This window comes from Chryseobacterium sp. DT-167 (genome assembly GCF_058310155.1).
Genome location: NZ_JBZEEQ010000014.1, coordinates 53808 through 77977 on the forward strand (window position 1 = coordinate 53808; position 24170 = coordinate 77977).

At 34.5% G+C, this 24170-nt stretch carries 24 protein-coding genes; 9 read left to right on the forward strand and 15 right to left on the reverse strand.

What is annotated here, in order from left to right; translation table 11 throughout:
- Positions 1–33: 33 nt before the first annotated feature.
- A complete protein-coding gene (gene ileS / locus AC4FQ5_RS16930; RefSeq protein ID WP_491145197.1) occupies positions 34–3423 on the reverse strand; it encodes an isoleucine--tRNA ligase in 3390 nt (1129 codons plus the stop codon).
- Positions 3424–3755: 332 nt separating this feature from the next.
- Between ileS and flxY the strand changes: the two genes are divergently transcribed.
- Both flxY and AC4FQ5_RS16940 read left to right on the forward strand, forming a co-directional pair.
- Entirely contained in the window at positions 3756–5048 is a 1293-nt protein-coding gene (gene flxY / locus AC4FQ5_RS16935) for a flexirubin biosynthesis putative acyl-CoA ligase FlxY (protein WP_491145297.1), read from the forward strand.
- 95 nt (positions 5049–5143) lie between these two features.
- Complete coding sequence (locus tag AC4FQ5_RS16940) at positions 5144–5755, forward strand: hypothetical protein (RefSeq protein ID WP_491145198.1); 612 nt, start codon at positions 5144–5146, stop codon at positions 5753–5755.
- A 33-nt stretch (positions 5756–5788) separates the two neighbouring features.
- On the opposite strand, the gene AC4FQ5_RS16945 is transcribed toward AC4FQ5_RS16940, so the two are convergent.
- Positions 5789–7033, reverse strand: a complete 1245-nt coding sequence (locus tag AC4FQ5_RS16945; RefSeq protein WP_491145200.1) for an NAD(P)/FAD-dependent oxidoreductase — start codon at positions 7031–7033, stop codon at positions 5789–5791.
- A 96-nt stretch (positions 7034–7129) separates the two neighbouring features.
- Between AC4FQ5_RS16945 and flxA the strand changes: the two genes are divergently transcribed.
- From flxA to AC4FQ5_RS16980, 7 genes are all read left to right on the forward strand, one after another.
- On the forward strand, positions 7130–8650 hold the full coding sequence (gene flxA, locus AC4FQ5_RS16950) for a flexirubin biosynthesis tyrosine ammonia-lyase FlxA (RefSeq protein WP_491145202.1): 1521 nt from the start codon (positions 7130–7132) through the stop codon (positions 8648–8650).
- 58 nt (positions 8651–8708) lie between these two features.
- On the forward strand, positions 8709–9440 hold the full coding sequence (flxB, locus tag AC4FQ5_RS16955) for a flexirubin biosynthesis SDR family reductase FlxB (RefSeq protein WP_491145204.1): 732 nt from the start codon (positions 8709–8711) through the stop codon (positions 9438–9440).
- A 79-nt stretch (positions 9441–9519) separates the two neighbouring features.
- Complete coding sequence (locus AC4FQ5_RS16960; RefSeq protein WP_491145206.1) at positions 9520–10740, forward strand: beta-ketoacyl-[acyl-carrier-protein] synthase family protein; 1221 nt, start codon at positions 9520–9522, stop codon at positions 10738–10740.
- Between the two features lie 4 nt (positions 10741–10744).
- Positions 10745–10999 carry an acyl carrier protein gene (locus tag AC4FQ5_RS16965; RefSeq protein ID WP_300354066.1) on the forward strand — a complete coding sequence of 85 codons (255 nt, stop codon included), beginning with the start codon at positions 10745–10747 and terminating at the stop codon, positions 10997–10999.
- Positions 11000–11157: 158 nt separating this feature from the next.
- Positions 11158–12042, forward strand: a complete 885-nt coding sequence (locus tag AC4FQ5_RS16970; RefSeq protein WP_491145208.1) for a lysophospholipid acyltransferase family protein — start codon at positions 11158–11160, stop codon at positions 12040–12042.
- A gap of 130 nt (positions 12043–12172) precedes the next feature.
- Complete coding sequence (locus AC4FQ5_RS16975; protein WP_491145210.1) at positions 12173–13762, forward strand: phytoene desaturase family protein; 1590 nt, start codon at positions 12173–12175, stop codon at positions 13760–13762.
- A complete protein-coding gene (locus AC4FQ5_RS16980) occupies positions 13752–15398 on the forward strand; it encodes a C45 family autoproteolytic acyltransferase/hydrolase (RefSeq protein WP_491145212.1) in 1647 nt (548 codons plus the stop codon). Before AC4FQ5_RS16975 ends, AC4FQ5_RS16980 begins: the two co-directional genes overlap by 11 nt.
- A 7-nt stretch (positions 15399–15405) precedes the next feature.
- Here the strand turns inward: AC4FQ5_RS16980 and AC4FQ5_RS16985 are convergent, their stop codons facing one another.
- The 13 genes from AC4FQ5_RS16985 to AC4FQ5_RS17045 all read right to left on the reverse strand — a co-directional run bounded on the left by AC4FQ5_RS16985 (position 15406) and on the right by AC4FQ5_RS17045 (position 24159).
- Complete coding sequence (locus AC4FQ5_RS16985) at positions 15406–16578, reverse strand: DUF2062 domain-containing protein (RefSeq protein WP_491145214.1); 1173 nt, start codon at positions 16576–16578, stop codon at positions 15406–15408.
- Complete coding sequence (locus tag AC4FQ5_RS16990) at positions 16579–17064, reverse strand: hypothetical protein (protein ID WP_491145216.1); 486 nt, start codon at positions 17062–17064, stop codon at positions 16579–16581.
- A complete protein-coding gene (locus tag AC4FQ5_RS16995; protein ID WP_491145218.1) occupies positions 17061–17435 on the reverse strand; it encodes an ApeI family dehydratase in 375 nt (124 codons plus the stop codon). The genes AC4FQ5_RS16990 and AC4FQ5_RS16995 overlap by 4 nt, the downstream gene beginning before the upstream one ends.
- Before the next feature lie 3 nt (positions 17436–17438).
- Complete coding sequence (gene lolB2 / locus AC4FQ5_RS17000) at positions 17439–18074, reverse strand: flexirubin biosynthesis protein LolB2 (RefSeq protein ID WP_491145220.1); 636 nt, start codon at positions 18072–18074, stop codon at positions 17439–17441.
- A complete protein-coding gene (lolA2, locus tag AC4FQ5_RS17005) occupies positions 18040–18666 on the reverse strand; it encodes a flexirubin biosynthesis/transport protein LolA2 (protein ID WP_491145222.1) in 627 nt (208 codons plus the stop codon). The genes lolB2 and lolA2 overlap by 35 nt, the downstream gene beginning before the upstream one ends.
- A gap of 3 nt (positions 18667–18669) precedes the next feature.
- A complete protein-coding gene (locus AC4FQ5_RS17010) occupies positions 18670–19413 on the reverse strand; it encodes a polysaccharide deacetylase family protein (RefSeq protein WP_491145223.1) in 744 nt (247 codons plus the stop codon).
- Between the two features lie 140 nt (positions 19414–19553).
- The gene (locus AC4FQ5_RS17015; protein ID WP_491145225.1) at positions 19554–20615 is read right to left on the reverse strand and encodes a beta-ketoacyl synthase N-terminal-like domain-containing protein; all 1062 of its coding nucleotides are present in this window, start codon (positions 20613–20615) and stop codon (positions 19554–19556) included.
- The gene (locus AC4FQ5_RS17020; RefSeq protein WP_491145227.1) at positions 20615–21811 is read right to left on the reverse strand and encodes a beta-ketoacyl-[acyl-carrier-protein] synthase family protein; all 1197 of its coding nucleotides are present in this window, start codon (positions 21809–21811) and stop codon (positions 20615–20617) included. The genes AC4FQ5_RS17015 and AC4FQ5_RS17020 overlap by 1 nt, the downstream gene beginning before the upstream one ends.
- Positions 21812–21893: 82 nt before the next feature.
- Positions 21894–22151 (reverse strand): phosphopantetheine-binding protein, encoded by a 258-nt coding sequence (locus AC4FQ5_RS17025; RefSeq protein ID WP_034963026.1) that lies wholly within the window; start codon positions 22149–22151, stop codon positions 21894–21896.
- Between the two features lie 53 nt (positions 22152–22204).
- On the reverse strand, positions 22205–23017 hold the full coding sequence (locus AC4FQ5_RS17030) for a KilA-N domain-containing protein (RefSeq protein WP_491145229.1): 813 nt from the start codon (positions 23015–23017) through the stop codon (positions 22205–22207).
- Positions 23018–23063: 46 nt separating this feature from the next.
- Complete coding sequence (locus AC4FQ5_RS17035; protein ID WP_491145231.1) at positions 23064–23603, reverse strand: 3-oxoacyl-ACP synthase; 540 nt, start codon at positions 23601–23603, stop codon at positions 23064–23066.
- A 17-nt stretch (positions 23604–23620) separates the two neighbouring features.
- On the reverse strand, positions 23621–23944 hold the full coding sequence (locus AC4FQ5_RS17040; protein WP_491145232.1) for a type II toxin-antitoxin system RelE/ParE family toxin: 324 nt from the start codon (positions 23942–23944) through the stop codon (positions 23621–23623).
- On the reverse strand, positions 23905–24159 hold the full coding sequence (locus AC4FQ5_RS17045; protein WP_491145234.1) for a hypothetical protein: 255 nt from the start codon (positions 24157–24159) through the stop codon (positions 23905–23907). Before AC4FQ5_RS17045 ends, AC4FQ5_RS17040 begins: the two co-directional genes overlap by 40 nt.
- Positions 24160–24170: the final 11 nt, after the last annotated feature.

Consider the following 24170-nt stretch of genomic DNA (forward strand, 5'->3'; position numbering starts at 1 on the left):
TGAATTGGAATTTGAAAAAACAATAACTATACGTTAATTTTTTTCAACATTTACTTTAAAATTTAGGTCATCAATATCGATTTCGTTAAAATTTGAAAGTGAAGATACAATTTCTATTTTATTTGACAAGACCTCAGATGAAATATATTCTTCATTTTGTTTGATTTGATCCAAAAACGGTGTGTTTTCTTCCAAAATGATGCTTATTCTGTCTGTTAATTCAAAATCTTTCTCTTTTCTCAGATTCTGGATCCTGTTAATAAACTCTCTTGCGATACCTTCAGATTTTAACTCATCAGTCATCTTCAAATCTAATGCCACGGTTGTTTTTCCGTCGGAAGTTACTGTCCAACCCGGAATATCTTTTGTAGAAATCTCAACATCAGCAACTGTGATTTCATAACCTTGCAGCTCAATTTTTCCTTCTTTTTCTAAAGATGATATTTGCTCAGCTGAAAGATTAGTAATTTCATTACCAACAACTTTCATATCTTTTCCAAGTCTTGAGCCTAAAGTTTTGAAGTTAGGTTTGATTTGTTTTACAATTAAATGAGATGCTTCTTCAGCATTGATTAACTGTAATTCTTTAACGTTAACTTCCTGCTTAATTAATTCTGCCACTGCTAAAATTTGCTCCTCAGTCTTTTTATCCAAAACAGGAATCAATACTTTTTGTAAAGGTTGACGCACTTTTACATTTTCCTTTTTTCTCAAAGAGAAAACCATACTCGTAATATTTTGGGCTAAATGAGTTTTTTCAACCAAATCCTGATCGATTAAACTTTCATTCGCAACCGGGAAATCTGTCAAGTGTACTGATTCGAATTTTTCTTTACCTGTCGCACCATTCAAATCCTGATACAACTGATCCATAAAGAACGGAGCGATTGGCGCAGACAATTTGGCGACGGTTTCAAGACAGGTATATAAAGTCTGGTAAGCAGAGATTTTATCATCAGAATAATCTCCTTTCCAGAAACGTCTTCTGCACAATCTTACGTACCAGTTACTTAAATTATCATTCACAAAATTGCTGATCGCTCTTGCAACTCTTGTCGGTTCGTAATCTTCGTAGAATGCTTTTACTTCTTTGATTAAAAGATTTAATTCAGATAAAATCCAACGGTCGATTTCAGGACGGTTTTCAACATCTTTTTCAGAATACTTAAATCCGTCAACATTCGCATATAAAGTGAAGAATGAATAGGTATTGTAAAGTGTTCCGAAGAATTTTCTTCTTACTTCATCAATTCCTTCGATGTCAAATTTCAGATTTTCCCAAGGATTTGCGTTTGAAATCATGTACCAACGCGTTGCATCTGGTCCGTAAACTGCTAAAGTCTCGAAAGGATCAACAGCATTTCCTAAACGTTTTGACATTTTCTGACCGTTTTTATCCAAAACAAGTCCGTTACTCATTACATTTTTATAGGCAACTGAATCAAAAACCGCAGTTCCTATGGCGTGAAGCGTATAAAACCATCCACGAGTCTGATCAACTCCTTCCGCGATAAAATCTGCCGGGAAAGCTTTATGGTTGTCAATTAATTCTTTATTCTCAAAAGGATAGTGCAACTGTGCATAAGGCATCGAACCTGAATCAAACCAAACGTCAATCAGGTCGCTTTCACGGTTCATTGCTTTTCCGGAATCTGAAATCAAAATAACTTTGTCAACAATGTTTTTGTGTAAGTCAACCAAAGAATAATTTTCTTCAGACATGTTTCCGATCTTAAATCCTTTGAACGGATTTTCTTTCATCAACCCTGCAACAACAGATTTTTCGATCTCATTGTATAATTCTTCTACAGAACCGATTATTTTTTCTTCTTTCAAATCTTCAGTTCTCCAGATTGGTAACGGAATTCCCCAATATCTTGATCGGGAAAGATTCCAGTCGTTGACGTTTTCTAGCCAGTTGGCGAAACGACCTTCTCCGGTAGCTTTCGGCTTCCAGTTGATTTCTTTGTTCAAATCTACCAAACGGTCTTTTACAGCCGTCATTTTCACAAACCAAGAATCTAGCGGATAATATAAAACAGGTTTGTCGGTTCTCCAGCAATGCGGATAGCTGTGAACATATTTTTCAACCTTGAAAGCTTTGTTTTCTGTTTTTAAAACAATTGCCAGTTCTACATCCCAAGATTTTTCAGGAGCAGTTCCGTCATCGTAATATTCATTTTTAATATATTTTCCTGAGAAAGTTTCCGGAACATCATTTCCTTTGATAAATTTCCCCTGAAGGTCAACTAATGGGACTAAATTATCATTCTCATCTTTCACCAACATTGGCGGAATTCCGTTTTCTTTGGCAACTCTCGCATCATCCGCACCAAAAGTAGGAGCAATATGTACGATACCAGTACCGTCTTCCGTTGTCACAAAATCTCCGATGATTACTCTGAATGCTTTTTCAGGAGTTTCATCCGGCGTAAACCAAGGTATTAACTGTTCGTATTGAGTTCCAGCCAATTTTTCTCCGGTAAATTCTTTTAAAACTTTATACGAAATCGTTTTACTGTCTGAAGTATAATTTGCCAAATCTTCATCAGTTCCTTCAATGAATTTTTTGCCGAAATTCTTTTCTAATAAAACTCTCGCCAAAACAACCGTTACGGGCTCAAAAGTATATTGGTTGAAAGTTTTAACAACAACATATTCAATATCTCTTCCTACCGCCAAAGCTGTGTTTGAAGGCAAAGTCCAAGGAGTTGTCGTCCAAGCTAAAATGTTTACATCTCCATCGATATCATTAAATAAGTCTGAAGAATATTTTTTAACTTTAAACTGAGCAACAATGGTTGTATCTGTAACATCACGATAAGTTCCAGGTTGATTCAGCTCGTGTGAAGAAAGTCCTGTTCCTGCTTTCGGAGAATATGGTTGAATTGTATAACCTTTATACAACAAATCTTTACTATATAATTGCTTCAACAACCACCAAACGGTTTCCATGTACTTTGATTTGTACGTGATGTAAGGATCTTCCAGGTCTACCCAATATCCGATTTTTTCGGTCAGGTGATTCCACACATCGGTATAACGCATTACCGCTTCACGACAAGCTTTATTGTAATCTTCAATCGAAATTTTTTTGCCAATATCTTCTTTTGTGATTCCGAGCTCTTTTTCTACACCTAATTCTACCGGAAGTCCGTGCGTATCCCAACCCGCTTTACGGAAAACCTGTTTCCCGTTCTGCGTTTGGTAACGACAGAAAATATCTTTCAACGCTCTTGCCATAACGTGGTGAATTCCGGGCATTCCGTTTGCTGAAGGCGGACCTTCATAGAATACAAACTCTGGGTTTCCTTCACGGGTTTCTACACTTTTTTCAAAGGTTTTATTGGCTTTCCAGAATTCTGCAACATTCTCGGCTACATCTATAAGGTTGAGGTTTTTATATTCTTTAAATTGGCTCATTGTAATTTCTCAATTTCGTTGATTAATCAAGTTGGCAAATTTAGTGATTTTTGTCGGTTTATAATATATGTTTTATTTTGACTAGGTTTATTGAAAATTTTGAGAAGATTGAAGCGTTTTTTGAAGTGAATTGTGAAATGTGAATTGAAAAACTCAATCATAGAATTTTTGGTTTTTATCAATAGGAGAGGGCTTTAGCCCGCTTTCAATGTTGCAGAATAATATTGGCTTTAGCCAAAACCTATTTTTCTCTCGCAGATTTTGCAGGAACAAAATTTAGCACCCAACTTTTAAATTTAAATTAAATAAATTTGTCATCTAAATTTAAACTATTGGAACTCTTCCCACCCATCGAAAAATCAAGCATTCAGGAAATAAAAAAGTATCAGGAAGAAAAACTTCGGGAGCTTTTACAATATCTTGAAGCTAACTCGCCTTTTTATCAAAATCTATTTAAAAAAAATGATATTGATATTGCTGAAATTCAAACTTTGGAAGATCTTCGAAAAATCCCGACGACGACAAAGAACGATATTCAGCAGAATAATGATGACTTTTTCTGTGTTGCACAAAATCAAATCGTTGATTACAGTACAACTTCAGGAACTTTAGGCGATCCCGTAACTTTTGGTCTTTCGGAAAATGATATGGAGCGAATTGCTTATAACGAAGCAATATCTCTTTCGTGTGCAGGAATTTCCAAAGGTGACGTTGTACAGATGATAACAACGATCGACAAAAGGTTTATAGCAGGACTTGCTTATCTTTTAGGTTTACGAAAAATGGGAGCAAGCGTTATCAGAATGGGACCAGGCATCCCTGAATTGCAATGGGATTCAATTTTCAGATACAAACCAAAGTATTTGATAACCGTACCGTCATTTCTTTTAAAAATGATCGACTACGCTGAAAAACACGGCATTAATTATAAAAATTCAAGTATTTTTGGTGCAGTTTGTATTGGTGAAAGTATCAAGAATCAGGATTTTACGGATAATATCCTTTCGCAAAAAATAAAAGAAAAGTGGGATATTAAATTATTTTCAACCTATGCTTCCACAGAAATGAGCACCGCATTTACAGAATGCAAATTCCAGATTGGTGGACATCAACATCCGGAATTGATTATTACAGAAATTCTTGATGACAACGAAAATCCCGTAAAAGATGGTGAAAGTGGCGAATTGACGATTACCACTTTAGGAGTTGAAGCGCTTCCTTTATTAAGATTTAAAACGGGAGATTTAGTTAAAGCGCATTATGAGTCTTGTCAATGTGGTAGAAACACGATGCGATTGGGTCCTGTTGTCGGAAGAAAACAGCAGATGATCAAATATAAGGGAACGACTTTGTATCCGCCTGCGATGAATGATATTCTGAACGATTTTGACGGAATTTTATGTTACCAGATTGTGATTCAATCAAATGAAATTGGTTTGGATGAAATTATCATTAAACTCAGCACAGAAAGAGACGATGAAAGTTTTGAAGGTGAAGTGCGTGATCATTTCAGAGCAAAATTAAGGGTAAGTCCGAAAATTGAGATCGTAGATTTTGATGTTTTGTCTAAAACGGTTTTTAATCCGAATAGCCGAAAGCCTATCACGTTTGTAGATTTACGATAACTTTTTGATTTTATTCAATCAAGTTGGAAATGTTTTTATGCAGGGATGATTAAATTTCTTTCCAAGTATTATATTTGCAGTCTAAAAATAAATTAATGAAAAAAATATTACTTGTATTAATGATGGCTGTTTCATCCATTACTTTGGCGCAAAACGAATTGAAGGTTATTTCAGGAAGTTTTGGTTTTATAAGAGATCAGACCGAAATTAACGTAGAATTAAAATTTGATCAAACACTTTATCAAGTGGAAAATTTGACTGAAGATCAGTATCTTGAAAAAAGAAAAGAAGATATTTTAAAAAATTCAAAAAAAACAAATGAAGATTGGCAAAAATGGCTCGGTGAATGGCAAAGATTTAAGAGTTCTGAGTATTTAAAATATTTTTTGAAAGGAGCAAACAGCAAATCTAAAATCGTTTTTGCAAGTGGAAGTAAAGCAAAATATACATTGATTATTGATGCAAAATGGATTTATGCAGGATGGCATGGTGGAATAATGGGGCAAGAAGCAAAGCTGACTTCAGATATGAAAGTGGTAGAAACTGATAACCCATCAATAGTTGTATTGCATGTACAAGGCGATAAAATTTTAGGGAAACCGCAGAATAAAGATTTTGTAATGGAATATGGAAGAATAGCAGGAGCGTTTGAAGCTACAGGAAAAAGATTTTTGGGGAAAGAATATAAAAGAGCTTTAAGAAAATAAAATAAAAAAGGTCTGAGAATTCTCAGACCTTTTTTATGCTTGTTGTTTTTCTGCTTTAATAAAATTGGCGAGGTTTACAATGGCGGTATCATGTATTCTCACAAACGTATTCTTTTTGTCCCAAACATAACCTGCAAGAACGGCGCATATTTTCCTTTTAACATCGGGGTTTTCCGGTTGATGGAAAAATAATTCCTGAAGATTTCCGGTGTACCATTCTTTTACATAGGTTGTGAAAACGTTAACTCCGTATAAGATGTAATCTGCAAATTCTGTCTGCCAGTCAATTTTTTCGCCATTTAGCTGTCTTATTGCAAGTTTGGCTGCGGTCATTCCGCCTTCAGTTGCAAATGCCATTCCCGAAGAAAAAACAGGATCAAGGAATTCTGAAGCATTCCCCGTTAAAGCAAATCCGTCTCCGAATAATTTTTTAACCGAGCAAGAATAGTCTTTCAAATGTTTTGGCTCAAACAAAAATTCCACATCACCAAAACGTTTTACATAATAGTCGGAAAGGGAAATCGCTTTTCGTAAAGCTTCTGCGGTATCTCCATTTTCAGATAATTGATCAATATATTCAGTCGGACCCACAATTCCTACACTTGTATTTCCATTGGAAAAAGGAATTACCCACAACCAGACTTCAATTTCAATAATATCAAAAGAAATCAAAGTTCCTTCTACGCCTGCTTCTCGGTTAACATCCTCAACATGAGCAAAAATTGCAGAATGCGGAGAAAGTTTTGAAGGTTTTTCTAAATCTAAAAGTCTTGGTAAAACTCTCCCGTAACCACTAGAATCGATTACAAATTTTGCGTGAATTTCCTTAGTTTCGCCATCTTTTGTCTTTACGGTGGTAATAGAATCTGTTCCGTTGAATTCAATTCCGATTACTTCAGTTTCAAATTCAAGATCTACACCTTTATTGATGACTTCCTGAGCCAAAGCATTGTCAAAATCTGCTCTCGGAACCTGCCAAGTCCAGTCCCATCCTTCCCCGAATTTATTACTAAAATCAAAAAGACAAACTTCATCCCCTCTCAAAAAACGGGCACCGAGTTTTTTCTCGAATCCCATTTTGTCCAAGGCAGGGAAAAGTCCGGCTTCATCGAAATGATCCATCACTCTCGGAATCAGGCTTTCACCAACTACAAGTCTCGGGAATTTTGTTTTTTCAACAACTTTTACGTTGATATTATTCTTCTTTAAGTAGGCAGAAGAGACGCATCCGGAAGGTCCAGCTCCGATTACGAGAACATCAACAAATTCTTTGATCATCTTTGATTTTTTATTTTAATAATAACTTATATCTTTGCCGCAAAATTAGTGACAATTAATTATATTTTACAAAATTATATATTATTACTTTAATTAATGAAAATAAATAACTTTTTAGAACTGAGGGATTTTCAGAAAATCATTATAGGAAATGAAACCATAGAACTCGATGAGGTACTTCTCAATCGTGTGAATGCAAGTTTTCAGTTTCTGAAAGAATTTTCAAAAAATAAAGTAATTTATGGAGTCAATACAGGTTTCGGACCGATGGCTCAGTTCAAAATCAGTGATGAAGATACGCATCAGCTTCAATATAATTTAATAAGAAGTCATTCTTCAGGTATCGGAAACCCGCTTCCGGCAGATGAAGTAAAAGCGTGTATGTTGGCAAGATTAAACACTTTATCACTCGGAAATTCGGGTGTTCATGAATCTGTAATTTATCTACTTAAAGAATTGATTAACAGAAATATTACGCCTTTGATTTTCGAACATGGCGGAGTGGGAGCGAGTGGAGATTTGGTACAATTGGCACATTTGGCTTTGGTCTTAATCGGTGAAGGTGAAGTTTTTTATAAAGGTGAAAGAAAATCAACAAAAGAAGTTTTTCAAACTGAAGGTTTGGAACCAATCAAAGTAGAAATCCGTGAAGGTCTTGCTTTGATGAACGGAACTTCTGTTATGTCGGGAATTGGTATCGTCAATGCATACAAAGCCAATCAATTAACTGAAATATCTATTAAGTTATCTTGTGCAATTAACGAGATCGTTCAGGCTTATGATGATCACTTATCGGAGGCACTAAACGGAACCAAGCTTCATGAAGGCCAGCAAAAAATTGCGGCCAAAATGCGCGAACATTTATCTGACAGTAAATTAATCAGAAAAAGAGCAGATCATTTGTACACTCATTTCGAAGAACAGGAAAAGGTGTTTAAAGAAAAAGTGCAGGAATATTACTCTTTAAGATGTGTGCCTCAAATTCTTGGACCAGTTTTAGATACTTTAGAATATACAGAAAAAGTTCTTGAAAATGAGATCAATTCCGCAAACGATAATCCGATCATCAACGTTGAAGATCAACACGTTTATCACGGAGGAAATTTTCATGGAGATTACATTTCTCTGGAAATGGATAAGTTGAAAATTGTCGTTACAAAACTGACCATGTTGGCTGAAAGACAGTTGAATTATCTTTTAAATGCTAAAATCAACGAAATTTTGCCTCCTTTTGTAAATTTAGGTAAATTAGGCTTCAATTTCGGAATGCAGGGAGTTCAGTTCACAGCAACTTCTACTACGGCAGAAAGCCAGATGCTGTCAAACTCAATGTATGTTCACAGTATCCCTAATAACAATGATAATCAGGATATTGTAAGTATGGGAACGAATGCTGCGGTGATTTGCAGAAAGGTCATCGAAAATGCTTTTGAAGTATTGGCAATTGAAGCAATTACGATCATTCAGGCAATTGAATATCTTGATTTTAAAGATAAAGTTTCATCTTCAACTAGAGAACTGTACGATGAAATCAGAAAAATCATTCCGGCTTTTTCAAACGATATGGTCATGTATCCGTATTTGGAAGAAGTAAAAAAATATTTAAAGACAATGTAATTATTTAGTTTAATTAATTGTCAATAAAACTAATACGAAACAATATTAACATTAACACATGAAATGTGCTATCATAACAGGCGGTTCCAGAGGTATTGGAAGAGCGATCTGTATAAAACTTGCTGAAGAGAAAAATTATCATATTCTGATCAACTACACTTCAAATGAAGCTGCAGCAAAGGAAACCTTGGCTAAAGTTGAAGAATTGGGCTCAACAGGCGAAATTCTTAAATTTGATGTAGGAAATGCAGAAGAAACTTTAAAAGTTCTGAATGAATGGCAGGAAAATAATCCAAAATCAATTGTTGAAGTGATTGTCAATAATGCCGGAATTACAAGAGACGGATTATTCATGTGGATGCCAAGTGAAGACTGGAACACTGTGATTAACACGAGTTTAAATGGTTTTTATAATGTGACCAATTTCTTTATTCAGAAATTATTACGCAATAAATACGGAAGAATTATCAATATGGTTTCAGTTTCCGGAGTGAAAGGTACTGCAGGACAAACCAATTATTCTGCGGCTAAAGGCGCTTTGGTTGGAGCTACAAAAGCTTTGGCTCAGGAAGTTGCAAAGAGAAATATAACCGTAAATGCAGTTGCACCAGGTTTCATCAAAACAGATATGACACAGGACTTTAATGAAGATGAGCTGAAAGCGATGATTCCAGTCAACAGATTTGGTGAAGCAGAAGAGGTGGCAGATTTGGTTGCATTTTTAGCTTCGAAAAAATCTTCTTACATTACAGGTGAAGTAATCAATATTAACGGAGGAATTTATTCATAAAAATAATGTAGCAATTTACCAGTTTACCAATGTTTAAAATTGTTACATTGCTAGATTGTACATTGTTAAATTTAAAAAGATGGAAAATAGGGTAGTCATTACCGGAATGGGAATTTATTCTTGCATCGGAACTTCTTTAGAGGAAGTGAAAGAATCCCTGTATCAAGGTAAATCCGGAATCGTTTTAGTCGATGAGAGAAAAGAATTTGGTTTCAGATCTGGTCTTAGTGGCGTTGTTCCGAAACCGGATCTCAAAAATCTTCTCAGCAGGAGACAGCGTGTAAGTATGGGTGAAGAAAGCGAGTATGCTTACCTGGCTACGCTTGATGCGCTTAAAAATGCCAATATAGACCAAGATTTTTTAGATCAGAATGAGGTCGGAATTTTATATGGAAACGACAGTGTTTCTAAAGCGGTTGTAGAATCAATCGACATTGCAAGAGAGAAAAAAGACACCGCTTTAATGGGATCAGGAGCGATTTTTAAATCGATGAACTCTACTGTGACAATGAATCTTTCCACAATTTTTAAATTAAGAGGAATCAATTTAACTATCAGTGCAGCTTGCGCAAGCGGATCTCATTCTTTGGGATTGGCTTACATGATGATCAAAAATGGTTTTCAGGACATGATCGTTTGTGGCGGAGCTCAGGAAACCAATAAATATTCAATGGCAAGTTTTGACGGTTTAGGCGTTTTTTCGGTAAGAGAAAACGAGCCTACTAAAGCTTCAAGACCTTTTGATTCTGAGAGAGACGGATTAATTCCAAGCGGAGGAGCTGCATCTTTGATTGTTGAAAGCCTGGAATCTGCTCAAAAAAGAGGAGCCAACATTTTAGCAGAAATCATTGGTTATGGTTTCTCATCCAATGGCGGACATATTTCAACACCGAATGTTGACGGACCGGCTTTGGCAATGAACAGAGCTTTAAAACAATCAGGTTTAAAAGCTGAAAATATAGATTATATCAACGCTCATGCAACCTCTACACCGATTGGTGATGCGAATGAGGCAAAAGCAATTTACGAAATCTTTGGAAGTGAAGTTCCGGTGAGTTCCACAAAATCGATGACCGGTCACGAATGCTGGATGGCAGGAGCAAGTGAAGTGATTTATTCGATTCTGATGATGCAGAATGATTTTGTGGCACCAAATATCAATCTGGAAAATCCTGATGACGAGGCGAAAAAGATAAATCTTATCGCTGAGACAAAAAATCAAAAAATTGACGTATTTTTGTCGAATTCTTTTGGATTTGGGGGAACCAATTCCGCATTAATTGTAAAAAAGTTTGAGTAAAAACATGGAAAGGGAAAAAATTGTTGCGATCGTTAATGATTTTTTGATCAACGAGTTTGAAGTTGATGGCGATGAAATCAACAATGGGGCAAATTTTAAGAGCACTTTAGGCTTAGACAGCCTAGATTATATTGATATGGTTGTTGTGATCGAATCTAATTTCGGAGTGAAATTGGGTGAGGCAGACTTCAAAAAAATAGTCACTTTTGATGACTTTTATTCAACTATTGAAAATAAAATCGCTGAAAAAAACGCATAATTATTGATTAAAACTTTATCTTCTTATAAATTTTCCTTTAAAAATTAATTCAAAGTCTTTGTTAGGAGAGAAATCTTTTGTGAACTTAATATATTATTATTTTGTTCTAAAAACTTTGAGATCTTTGCGTTAAAAAAAATAAAGTCTGAAACCGAGATATGAACAAGTGGAAAGGTAAATCTAAAGGGACAATATTAGGATACAGAATATTCGTCTGGTGTATTAGAAATATCGGGATCAGGAGTTCTTATTTTGTGCTTTATTTTGTTGCTGCTTACTACTTTTTGTTCGAAAAAAAGAGCAATCAATACATTTCATATTATTTCAAAAAGCGACTCAATTATAACTTTTGGAGAACGATAATTTCCAGATATAAAAGTTACTTCACTTTCGGAACGGTTTTGATTGATAAAACGGCGATCTCTGCAGGATTGAGAGACAAATTTACCTATGAATTTGACGGAGTTGAAAATCTTAAAAATCTTTTAGCCGAAAAAAAAGGCGGTGTTTTAATCAGCGCTCACATCGGAAACTTCGAAATTGCGGAACATTTTTTTGCTGATATTGATTTTGACTGTCAGATTAATTTAGTAACCACAGATCAGGAAATTACGGTTATTAAAGAATATTTAGACAGTGTTACGGTTAATAAAAGTAATATCAAATTCATTTATGTGAAAGATGATATGTCGCATATTTTTGACATCAACGAGGCTTTATCAAAAAATGAATTGATTTGTTTCACAGGTGACCGTTATTTTGAAGGTTCAAAATTCCTTGAGACAGATTTACTCGGCAAAAGCGCAAAATTTCCTGCAGGTCCTTTTCTTATTGCATCCAGATTAGGAGTTCCGGTCGTTTATGTTTATGTGATGAAAGAGAAAAATCTTCATTATCATTTGTATGCAAGAGTCGCTCAACAGGTTAAAAAGCGAGATGCGCAAGGACTTTTAAACTCATATACTCAAAATCTGGAGTCGATGATCAAAAAATATCCTCTTCAGTGGTTCAATTATTTTGATTTTTGGGATGATGTAGATTAAATTTTTCTACATTTACCCTATTGAAAAACTAAGTAAAACTCAAATCATTAACATCAATTATTGTTAAGCATTATTTGTTCCTAATTATTCACAAAGTTTGTCGTTCCGAAAGAATCTAAGCGACAGTGAGATGCTTCCAGCATGGCAAAAGAACTGCTTAACTTTAAAAGAATATCTTTCTCTTTTGAAAAAACAATACGACATATTGGTTATTGGCAGCGGATTGGGAGGTCTTGTTTCAGCTCTTATTTTGGCGAAAGAAGGCTTAAAAGTCTGTGTTCTTGAGAAAAATAATCAGTATGGCGGAAACTTGCAGACGTTTTCAAGAGATAAATTGATTTTTGATACCGGAGTTCACTATTTAGGCGGATTATCTAAGGGGCAAAATCTTCATCATTTTTTTTCTTATCTGGAAATTATCAATGGTCTCGAACTTGAGAAAATGGATGAAAACGGATATGATAAAATAACTTTCGGAGAAGACGAAATTGAATATCCTCATGCACAGGGTTATGATAATTTTGTTGAGCAATTATCTAAATATTTTCCTGATGAAAGAGAAAATTTAGAAAATTATTGTGAAGAGATTCAGAGGGTTTGTAATTATTTCCCTCGGTATAATGTCGTGGGACAAAATAACTACAACGAAGAAATTCTTCATTTAAATACCAGGAGATTCATAGAATCGATCACTTCAGATAAAAAATTACAGGCTGTTTTATTAGGATCAAATTTTCTTTACGCCGGAGATTCTGAAAATATTCCTTTTTACGTTCATGCCTTAACGGTAAATTCTTACATTCAAAGTGCTTATAAATGTGTGAAAGGAGGAAGTCAGATTTCAAAGCTTCTGATCAGAAAATTAAGAGAATACGGAGCAGATATTCATAAACATTCCGAAGTTTCTGAATTGATTTTTAATGAAAATAATATTTTAAATTCAGTAAAAACAGTTCAAGGCAAAGAATATTTTGCGAAACAGTTTATTTCAAATATTGAGATCCGTTCTCTGATCAGGCTTATTGGTGAAAAAAGATTAAAAAAATCTTTCCTAAACCGAATCTTAAGTTGGGAACCTGTTTCATCCTGTTTCAGTGTTTATTTGGTTTTAAAACCGAACTTGATTCCTAATTTTAATTATAACATTTATCATTTTTCATCTGAAGAAATGGTGTGGAATGCTTTTAAATATAAAAAAGAAAACTGGCCTGAAACATACATGCTGTCATCAACTCCGGCAAAACAATATCCTGAATTTGCAGAAAGTCTGACCGCAATTTCCTATATGGATTTTGATGAGGTTAAAGAATGGGAAAATACATTTAACACTATTGCGGACGAGCATGAACGCGGAAAGCAATACGAAAAATTTAAGCTTGAAAAAGCGAAAAAAATGATTGATGCCTTGGAAAAGAAAATTCCTCACCTGAGAGAATCTATCAAAAACATTTATACATCTTCTCCGCTTTCTTACCGGGATTATATCGGAAGTTTCAGCGGAAATATGTACGGTTACGTCAAAACTTCAGAAAACCCTTTAAAAACGATGGTTTCGCCACGCACTAAAATTGAAAATCTTTTCCTCACTGGGCAATCAGTTAACATGCACGGGATTTTAGGCTGCACAATCGGTGCTTTTAATACTTGCGCTGAAATTTTGGGAAAAGAACTGATTGATGAACGTTTGACAAAAGTTTTAAATCAAACAAATGAAATTTAAAATCTTAATTTATCTATTTTTTATATTAAATCTCATTTCCTGTGGGGTTTCAAAATCAATAAAACATATTCCTGATGTAAAAGGATATTCATTAGAAATTCCGAAGGTTGACAAGATTAACGACTCTACTTTTAGTTTTAATCAAAATTATTTAACTAAAAATAGACAACAGCTTTGGGAATTATATATCAAGGGAAATCCTTTGCAGTTGGGTTATAACAATGGTGCATTAACGCAAAATCTGATGCAGAAACAGGAAGAAATTTTCTTTTCTAAAGTCGAAGGTTTTGTTCCGTCGAAATTCAAACAAAATCTTTTAAGAGGTTTCCTGAAATGGTATAACCGGAAAATGTACCTGAATGTAAGAGAAGATTTTCAGGCTGAATTGTATGGTTTGTCTCAATACTCATCAGATAAATATGATTTTATAGCTCCGAAATTTCTTCGAAATATGTATTTACACGGCGCCCACGATATTGGTCACGCAATGCAGGATCTAATGGTGGTTGGTTGTACTTCTCTTGCCGTTTGGAATGAAAATACGGAAGACGGAGATCTGTTGATCGGACGAAATTTTGACTTTTACGTCGGGGATGATTTTGCTAAAAATAAATTGATAGAATTCGTAGAACCGGAAAACGGAATTCCTTATCTGTCGGTAAGTTGGCCAGGAATGATCGGTGTTGTTTCCGGAATGAATAAAGAAGGGATTACCGTGACGATCAATGCGGGGAAATCAAAAATTCCGTTGACGGCAAAGACTCCGATTTCTTTGGTGACGAGAGAGATTTTACAGTATGCCAAAAATATTGATGAAGCGATAGCGATTGCAAAAAAGAGAAAAGTTTTTGTTTCCGAATCTATTTTGGTGGGTAGTGCAAATGATAAAAATGCTGTGATCATAGAAGTTTCTCCGAACAATTTTGGAGTTTATAAAGTAGAAAATTCCAGTAAAATTGTATGTACAAATCATTTTCAGTCAGAAGCATATAAAGATGATAAACGCAATCAAAAACATATTATAGAGAGCCATTCCGAATATCGTTATGAAAAACTTCAGGAACTTTTGCAGGAAAATAAAAAGCTGAATCCTGAAAAAATGGCTTCGATTTTAAGAGATAAATCAGGATTGAAAGATAAAAAAATTGGCTACGGTAATGAGAAAGCGATCAATCAGCTTTTGGCGCATCACGCCGTTATTTTTTCACCTCAGAAAAAATTAGTTTGGGTTTCTTCTAATCCTTATCAGTTGGGCGAATTTGTATGTTACGATCTGAATGAAATTTTTTCGGATAAAAGATTGAAAGGTGGAGAATTTGCAAAATCAGAATTGAATATTGCAAAAGATCCTTTTTTAGATTCTCAAGAATTTAAAAACTACGAAGAATTTAAAAAACTGAGTTCTCAGTTTGAAGGAGACGAAATCCTTTCTGAGGAATTTATTGACCATTATAAATCATTGAATCCCGATTTGTGGTTGGTTTATTATCAGGTTGGAAAATATTATTTTAAGTTTAAAGAATATTCAAAAGCAAAGATTGAGTTTGAAAAAGCCTTGACTAAGGAAATTACAACCGTTCCTGACAGAGAAAATATTGAGAAATATCTAAAGAAGACTTTGAAAAAGTTGAAATGATCTAAAATCAATCGTTTTCAGGATTTACTTTATTCAAAAAAAGATAAGCTGCAATTCCAGAAATCAGAGACATTGTACTTGCCAAAATAAGACTTCCAATGATGTATTGTACAAAATTATTTTTCACTAAATCAAAATTCCATTCCTGATTAAAAATATCGCTGTCTTCCGCAACAAAAGGCGCTCCCAAAAAAAGAGATGCAACTATGATAAATGGAATAAAAGGTGGCAAGCTCACATTTGAAGCCACAAAAGCCAAAACTTTGTTGAGCTTAAAGAGTACAGATAAAGAAATGACCAGCAAAGTATGAAACCCCCAAAAAGGAGAGAAGCCGATAAAAACTCCCAGCGCAATAGAAAAAGCCTTCGTACGGTTGCTTCCGTCACTTTCCAGAACGTCTTCTTTGATGAATCTTTTGAAACTTTTCTTTCTGAAATTATTGATGAAATTTCGGGGAATAATATAAACTAAAGTGATGAAAACCAGAATGGTATTCAGAATGCTGATTCTCGTAAAATCTTTGAATGGTCTGAAATGTGACACTCTTTCCGCCGGATCGTACAGAACTTTTATGGGAACGTTTTTCACAGGAATATGCCGCCACGCAGTTCTTACGATAATCTCAATTTCAAACTCAAATTTTGGCGTAAAATATTTCTTCGGAATTTTATGTAAAGGATATAATCTGTAGCCGGATTGTGTGTCTTCCAGCTTAATTCCGGTCTCAAACCAAAACCAGAAATTAGAAAAACGGTTTCCAAAACTGCTTTTTTTAGGAATTCCGTCCTGTGACATATTTCGGTTTCCAATCAATAGAACATCTTCGTTTTCATTCAATAAAGCCTCCACAAAAACAGGAATATCGTCGGGATAATGTTGTCCGTCAGAATCAATCGTGATTGCGTGATGATAACCCGATTTTTTTGCCTTTCTGAAACCAATTTTCAAACCATTTCCTTTTCCTTTGTTTTGAGGTAAATTGATGGTGGAAATCTGAGAATAGGTTTTTAAAATTTCTGAAGTAGAATCTGTAGAACCGTCGTTGATGACGATGATGTTTTTGGTGTACTCCAAAACACCGTCAATCACTCTCCTTAGCGTTTTTTTGTTGTTGTACGTTGGAATGAGGATGCAGATTTTCCTTTCGGAAATTGCATTTTGTACTTCAGAAAGTGTCATTTATTTTAATGAATTTTTTTCCGTTGCGGTCATTGTTTTAGACTGCATTGCAAATTTTCTGATGTAGGTTTTCAGTGAGGCGTTTTGTTTGCTGTAATTGCTGAGAAGGAAAGTTTTGTCCTCTTTCAGGTTCTTATTATACCCAACAATTTTCGGAATATTTTCTTGAACGCTCATTCTGATCACACGCAGTTCTGCATTGTTTGGATTGTTTTTGATAATGCTTTCCAGACTTGTAGCCCCGGATTTTACAAAAGATTTTCTCTTGTTCTTTTCTGTGGTTACCTTGGCTTCAAGTATATTTGCAGCGGCTTTATATGCTGAAATTACAGGGTCTGAAGATGATTTTTTATCAGCAATTCCGATAAAGTTTTTTGCACCTTCAACAGATAGATTGGCTTTTGAGTAAGAATTTCTCAAAGTTTCCAAATCACCACTTTGAAAAAATAAAAATAAACCGGCTAGTAAAGAAAATAAGAGTTTCATATTTTAGTATAATTGACTGACATTTTTAATGCAATAGTCTCGCCAAAAGAAGTTGTATTTTTTACTTTGATTTCAGTTTCACCTTCATTAATATCCAATTGCATCATTAAATCAGGCGTTTCAAAAGGGTTGATGATTGCCATAAACTTGACGTTTGAAGCAGATTTCAGAAACAATTTTTTCCCTGTAAACTCTTCTGTCAGCTCTTTTACGATCTGCATCATACAAACTCCCGGCGTCACAGGATTTCCCGGAAAATGACCTTTGAAAATATCGTGGTCTTTATTAAGGATAATGTTTGCAATGAAACTTCCGTTCTCAGTTTTATCGTGTGACTGTAAAGTATAAAAGTCTGTAAGTATAGTCTGCATGATTTATTCGGTTTCAGTGATTTGAAATAGCTTGATATTGATCTTAAAATCTTTGTGCTGAAGATTGATCGTTTCTGCAAAAGTAGGTTTTTTAGCTTCAAAACTAAAATCAATTTTTTCCTTATTATTCTTTGTGTAAACTAAATGATGGAGTAATTTATTTTCTTTATTAAAAGATAAATAATAATCTTTTTTGCCAATCTTCGAGTCATATATTATAAAAAGATCATTTTCAAAACTTTCAGTTACAGGATATTTTTGTCTTAACAATTCCTGAAAGTCATTTCTCAGAAAATTAATAACCATTTTTTTATCTAAATCTGCCAAAACATAATTCAGTTTAAAATCATTTCCAGAAATTTCAAAATCGATCATTTTGTTTCCAAAATCTGAAGTCATTACAACCCGATGCGTGGTTTCAGAGATTTTTTTAATGATTAAAATTCCGCTGATGTGATTTTTATAAACATCCATCTGGCATTTATACACATAATCTTCTTTAGAAGAAAAGTAGAGATTTTCAACTGTTTTTTCTGTGGTAGAAACTGGTTTTACTCCTTTTAACTGATACGATTTACAGGAAATCATCAGTAAAAAAATTGCACTATAAACTAAACTCTGAAGCAGGAATCGGCGCATTGATTTTAGTGTTTTTGAAAACAATATTTGTAGTATCTCCGGAAGCTTCCGTCATATTTACCTGTGAAACCGTTGACTGATTCTTAGGAAAATGAAGTTCGATCTGTTTAATATACTTCAATAGTTGAGCAGATTTCGGAGTGAATTTCGCAATATTAGAAGCCGAATTTTTTAAGTAAACGACGGAGAATTCAGGATCATTGAACATTTTTCCGTTGGAGCTTCCTACGATTAATTTATTGATCTTCTCAAAAGTTTTACTTTTCGCATCGACTGAAGATTTTTTCCCCTGATCATTGATGAAAATTTTGTTTTCCTTAAAAACAATGCTGTATTGGTAAGGTTTTGTGTATTTCCAGCTCAGTGTATTTGGAGATTTCAGAGACATTCTGCCTTGGGTGACAATATTCTTATCCAGGAAATCCATTTTTTTGGTTTGAGTGAAATCACTTTGCAGAGTTTTTATTTCCTTTGTTTCAGAAGAGATTTTTGTCACAAATGCTTTTGCTTCTGCTCCGTTCATTGCCGTATTCTGAGCAAAAACGAAACCTGAAATTAATAAAAATGCTCCAAAAGCTATATTTTTAATCATTTTTTAATTTTTTATAATAGAATCAATTGTAAAAGTTGAATACTTTTTGACCTTCAAAAATAACAATAATTCGACCAAAACATTGTACGTTTTCTCCGAAGTATCGTGAAGAAGGATGATGCTTCCTTTTTTTAAATCTTTGGTTACTTTTTTGTAAATTTTTTTCTCATCGTCTGTGATCGTATCTAATGAACGAACGTTCCATCCGATACTTTTTTTGTGAGTTTTTTTGATGGCTTTTGCAATATTCGGATTGGTAACGCCAAACGGTGGACGATATAAATTGGTTTTTATATTTCCGACTTTAGAAATAATCTCATCACATTTTTCAATTTCCTCAATCATTTTTGAAGCCGATAAAAAGCCCGTGTTGTTTGAATGGGAAAGTGTATGATTTCCAATCGTATGACCTTCTGCGATAATTCTTTGAAACGTTTCAGGGTATTTTTCAATCTGTTTTCCGATACAGAAAAATGTGGCTTTCACCTGATTTTCTTTCAAAATGTCTAAAAATTTAGGAGTAAATTCGGTCGGTCCGTCATCGAAAGTTAAAGCAACTTCTTTGATTTTTGTTCTTTTATGAGTGATGCTGTTGACAAAATAGCCTAATTCAATATCAAAAGAACCCCAAACTACCACTGCAGAAAATAGGATGAAGCAAAAAATGTAAACCCAAATTGTTCCCTGAAATGCATAAATAAATAGGTTCAAGAAAAGATAAAAAATAATAAATGGATAATGTTTCATCTTTATTGTTTTTAGATTTAAACTTTAGCAACCTGTTTGTCATTCACTTCGTGGAATCTTTGATTTCCGTAGGAATCTCGACAGTGTCTTAAATTTGCTTAGATTCCACGCTCCATTTCGTTTCCTCTGAATGACAAAAATTATACTTTCTCCAACAAAACCAAACTATTATCATTTCCTCCCAAATGATTATACAAAAGAACATTTTTAATTCCTTCTTTTTTCACAGAATTGATCATCATCACTTCCGGAATCTCCTGATTTTTGAGAATCTGACAAGCCATAAACATTGAAAAACCACTTGAGGTATTGAATTCTCCGCTTAAGTGTTTGTAATACAATAAAGACGAATTTGGAAATAAATCTATTGCTTTTTTATAATAAACATCAGATTCTGAATCTCCACTGAAACCTAAAATCACAGCATCAATATCGTTATTCGTTAAATTATTTTTAGCTAAAAAATCCTCAATAAATTGTTGAGTTTCATCTAATTCTAATATGTTAACAATTTGAATAGCTGTAAGTTGAGCATAAGAAGTTTCAGTTTTCTCTTTTCCTAAAACAAAAAAGCTCGAACCTTCGCCCCAAATCACGCCTTCCGTCGTTGAATTCAAATAATCAACAGGCAGATTTTCTTCTTTTTTAATGGAATTATTCAGTTTGTAAAGCTCCATTGTTCGCTCAGTTTGCTCATCTGTAGAGCCAACCAAAACATTTTCTGCTTCACCATCAAGAATCTGAAGTTTAGCATCGAGCATTGAAAATTCTAACGATGAAGAGCAGTTAACGTAGGTAAAATTATAGCCGTGACATTGCAGTCCCAAAGCAATTTGTCCAGCAACGGTATTATGAGTTGACTGAATGAAGTAAGTCGGAGTCAAAAATTCTTCATTATTATCAATTACATTTTTCAAAAACTTTTCAGAATCCTGTGAGCAGCCCATTCCGGTTCCTACGATGATGGCATCCGGTTTTTCAATTCCGGCTTCCTTTAAAGCTTTTTTTGATGCTACTGAACTCATTTTTACGGTTTTAGACATTCGTCTGCTCATTGCTGGCGGAATGAATTCTTTGTAATTGGGCTCGATGGCTTTTAAAACCTGAACAGAATTTCCGGGTTTCAGATTTTGGAAAAAATTTTCATTTAAAGTGTCCTGAACCGAGATGCAGGCTGCACTGTTGATGTAAACTGCACGCATTATTTAGAAAAAATTAAAGTTGAACAGTTTCCTCCAAATCCAAAAGAATTGGAAAGTACGTGGTTGATATTTTTTTCTTTCAGTTCGGTAACGGGCGTCAAATCAAATTCTTCCATTTTTGTTTTGAAATTTAAATTCGGAAAAATCACATTGTGTTGCATTGCCAAGATCGAATAAACAGCTTCAATTCCCGCCGCAGCTGCCAAAGTATGACCCGTAAATGCTTTCGTAGAACTGAATTCCGGCACCTGATTTTCACCAAAAATCCGAATCATTGCAATACCTTCAGATAAATCATTATTCGGTGTTGCCGTTCCGTGAACGTTGATGTAATCGATTTTTTCTTTGTCTAATCCGGATACTTTCAAAGCTTTTTCCATTGCTAGATAAGCACCTTGTCCGTTTTCCGAAGAAGCAGTCTGATGATGTGCATCGTTTGCATTTCCGTAACCAGAAAGATAAGCCAGCACTTTTTTATTTTCTTTTTTCACCACTTCATCAGATTCCAAAACTAGGAAAGCGGCTGCTTCGCCCAAGTTCAGACCTTTTCTGTCGTTGTCGAAAGGCGTGTTGTAAGAATCGGTCAGAATCATCAACGTATTGAATCCATTCAAAGTAAACTTCGAAAGAGAATCTGTTCCGCCAACAATTATGCGGTCGAGAACGCCATTTTTAATGAGTTTAGCACCCATCATAATCGCATTTGCAGCAGATGAACAGGCTGTACTGATGGTAGAAACCATACCTTTCAGACCCAATAATTCTGCAATTGCCAACGATGAATTTCCTGCATCGTGAGAGTCAATATATTTTTGCTTTTCAGGAAAATCTTCGTAGGTGTAGAAATATTTTTCGGTAATATCCATTCCGCCTACGCTGGTGGAGGAAATCAATCCGGTTTTGTATTCATTAATATCCGAAATTCCGGCGCTTTCTACAGCTTCTTTTGCAGCAACCATTCCCAACAAAGCGGTTCTCGTCACATTGTTATCTTCGTTAAGCTGAAGTTTCTGCACAAGTTCTTCATTAGACAGTTTTATCTCGCCTGTTTTGATATTTCCGGCGTGGCGAGTTTCAAACAATTCGATGTCTGAAATGCCGTGTTTACCGGTCGTTAGCGAAATAAAATTTTCCTCGATATTGTTACCAATGGAGGAAATAATGCCCATTCCTGTAATGGCAATTCTTTGACTCATCTTTTAAATAATGTAGCAATGTATCAATTTAACAGTGTAACAATATGGGTACATTGCTGGATTGATACATTGTTAGATTGAATTATTTTGTTCTGTTTTCCTCGATGTATTTTGCCATCACTTCGATAGATTGGAAGATTTCTTTTCCTTTTTTCGGGTCAGATAACTTGATTCCGTAGTCTTTGTCAAGAAGGACAATTAATTCCAAAGCGTCAATAGAATCCAATCCAAGACCACCACCGAAAAGTGGGTCTGTATCTTTGATTTCTTCTACTGCAACGTCCTCAAGATTAAGAACTTCTATAATTTTGTTTTTTAATTCTAATTTTAAATCTTCCATAATTTTATTCTAAAATGTAAAATTACTCTTTAAAGTAATATTTTTAAGTGTTTTTATTTCAAAAAATGTTTTTCTTCAATATTTTCCAGAACTTGCATTTGATGAATTGCAATTTTATTAAGTTTTTGCAAACGCTCACTTTGGCTGAAATTCTCTTGAATGAAATTAGCATTGATGTTTTCCAGATTTGAAAGACAAATCAGTTGATTCATCGTCGCATAATCCCGAATATTTCCTTTCTTCTCAGGATTTGCTTCTCGCCATTGACGGGCTGAAATTCCGAATAATGCCACATTCAGCACATCTGCTTCATTTGCATAAATGATAGAAATTTCTTTTGAAGATAATTCTTTTGGAATCAGATTTTGTTGGATGGCATCCGTATGAATTCGATAATTTATTTTTGCCAATTCTCGTTTTACAGACCAGCCAAATTGCTTTTGCTCTTCTTCTTTTAACCTTTGAAATTCGGTTATCAGATATAATTTAAACGAAACACTTATTGCGGAACCAAATTCAAAAGCGATGTCTTTGTGTGCAAAAGTACCGCCGTATTTTCCTTTTTTTACAATAATTCCGGTTGCATTGGTTTTTTCAACCCATTCCGAAATACTCAACGTGAAACTAGGCAATCCTGCCTGCATTTTAAAGTGGTCAGATTCGACCACTTTAAAGTTTGGGTTGTTAATGAGCTCCCAAGTGCTTAAAAATTCTAATGCATAACGTGTTCTAATCCAGTTCTTAATAATGTCCGCAGCGCGACTTTCGCTTTCTTTTGCGTTAGCCATATCAGTGAGCGAGATGTAATCTACATTCTCAACGGATACTATGGTTATTTCTGAATTTTCTACACTAATTTTTGCCATTCAAACTTTTAATAGCTGATTTTTATTTATTGAATCTTACAGTTTTTCACAAACTTAGCAAATATACAAAAGCTTTATAACTTTCCTGATAAAGTTCTACCCAGCCACACAAGACTTTTTCAGCTTTCCCTGATTGCAGAATCTGTGCCGCATATGAATTTAAAAATTCTTCATCAAATTCATCCAAGACAAAAAAAGCATTTTCGGTCTGCATTTTATGTTTAATGCTGATTTCGCCGACGCAAATATTCGGTAAAGTGTACACAAAAATGGCAGGACTTGGGAAAGAATTTTCCTGAGAATTGATGCTTTCCTGATATTTAAAATCAGTGTCGAGGCTTGAGGATTTGTTGGCAAAAACCAAAGCGGTATTGCTGTGGTCGTCATTTTTCAGAATCATTTCGGATATTAGAAAAGCGAGTTTGCTGAGATTATCCATTTTATGAAATTTTGGATAATTCAGTTCTAAAGTTTTGTAGGTTTCTTTTGCAAAGTCTGAGAAATTTTGGGCTTTGGTTTCAAAAATAATTTGGTCGTTGAGAATTATTTTTGAGTTTTCTATGGTGCAGATGTCTGTTTTCTTCATTGAGGATTTTCAAAAGTTTAAGGCTTTTTTGTTGGATTTTGATGAGTGTTGAAAACAGCGAAGACCACAATTTCATTTTCTACAATTTCATAAATGATAACAAAAGGGAATTTTTGGATGTAAGCCTCACGCAAATTTCCTTTTTTCAAAGGAAAGTGCAATGGGTTATTTTGAATTCTAGAAAAGTAAGATTCAACTTTTTGCATAAATTTTTCTCCAAGTCCAATTTGTTGACTTTCGTACCATAATGCAGATTCAAGCAAATCAGCTTCAGCATTTGGAGATAGGGAAAGATGATAAGTCATAGTTTTTTCATCAATCTTTCTTTCACTTCTTCCCACGAAGAAGTCTTTAGCTCACCGTTCAAATATTTTTTGCGTTCTTCCTCAATTTTGTCATAAACATAATCTGGAACTTCGGGATACTCAGAAGCTTCTAATTCTAAATCTTCTTCTTCTTCTGCATGAATGATTGCATTGATAATTCGCAGGATTCTGTCATCTGCAATATCAATGAACTCGTGAATTCTTTTTCTGATTTCCAAAGTAGATTCCATTTTCTAAAACT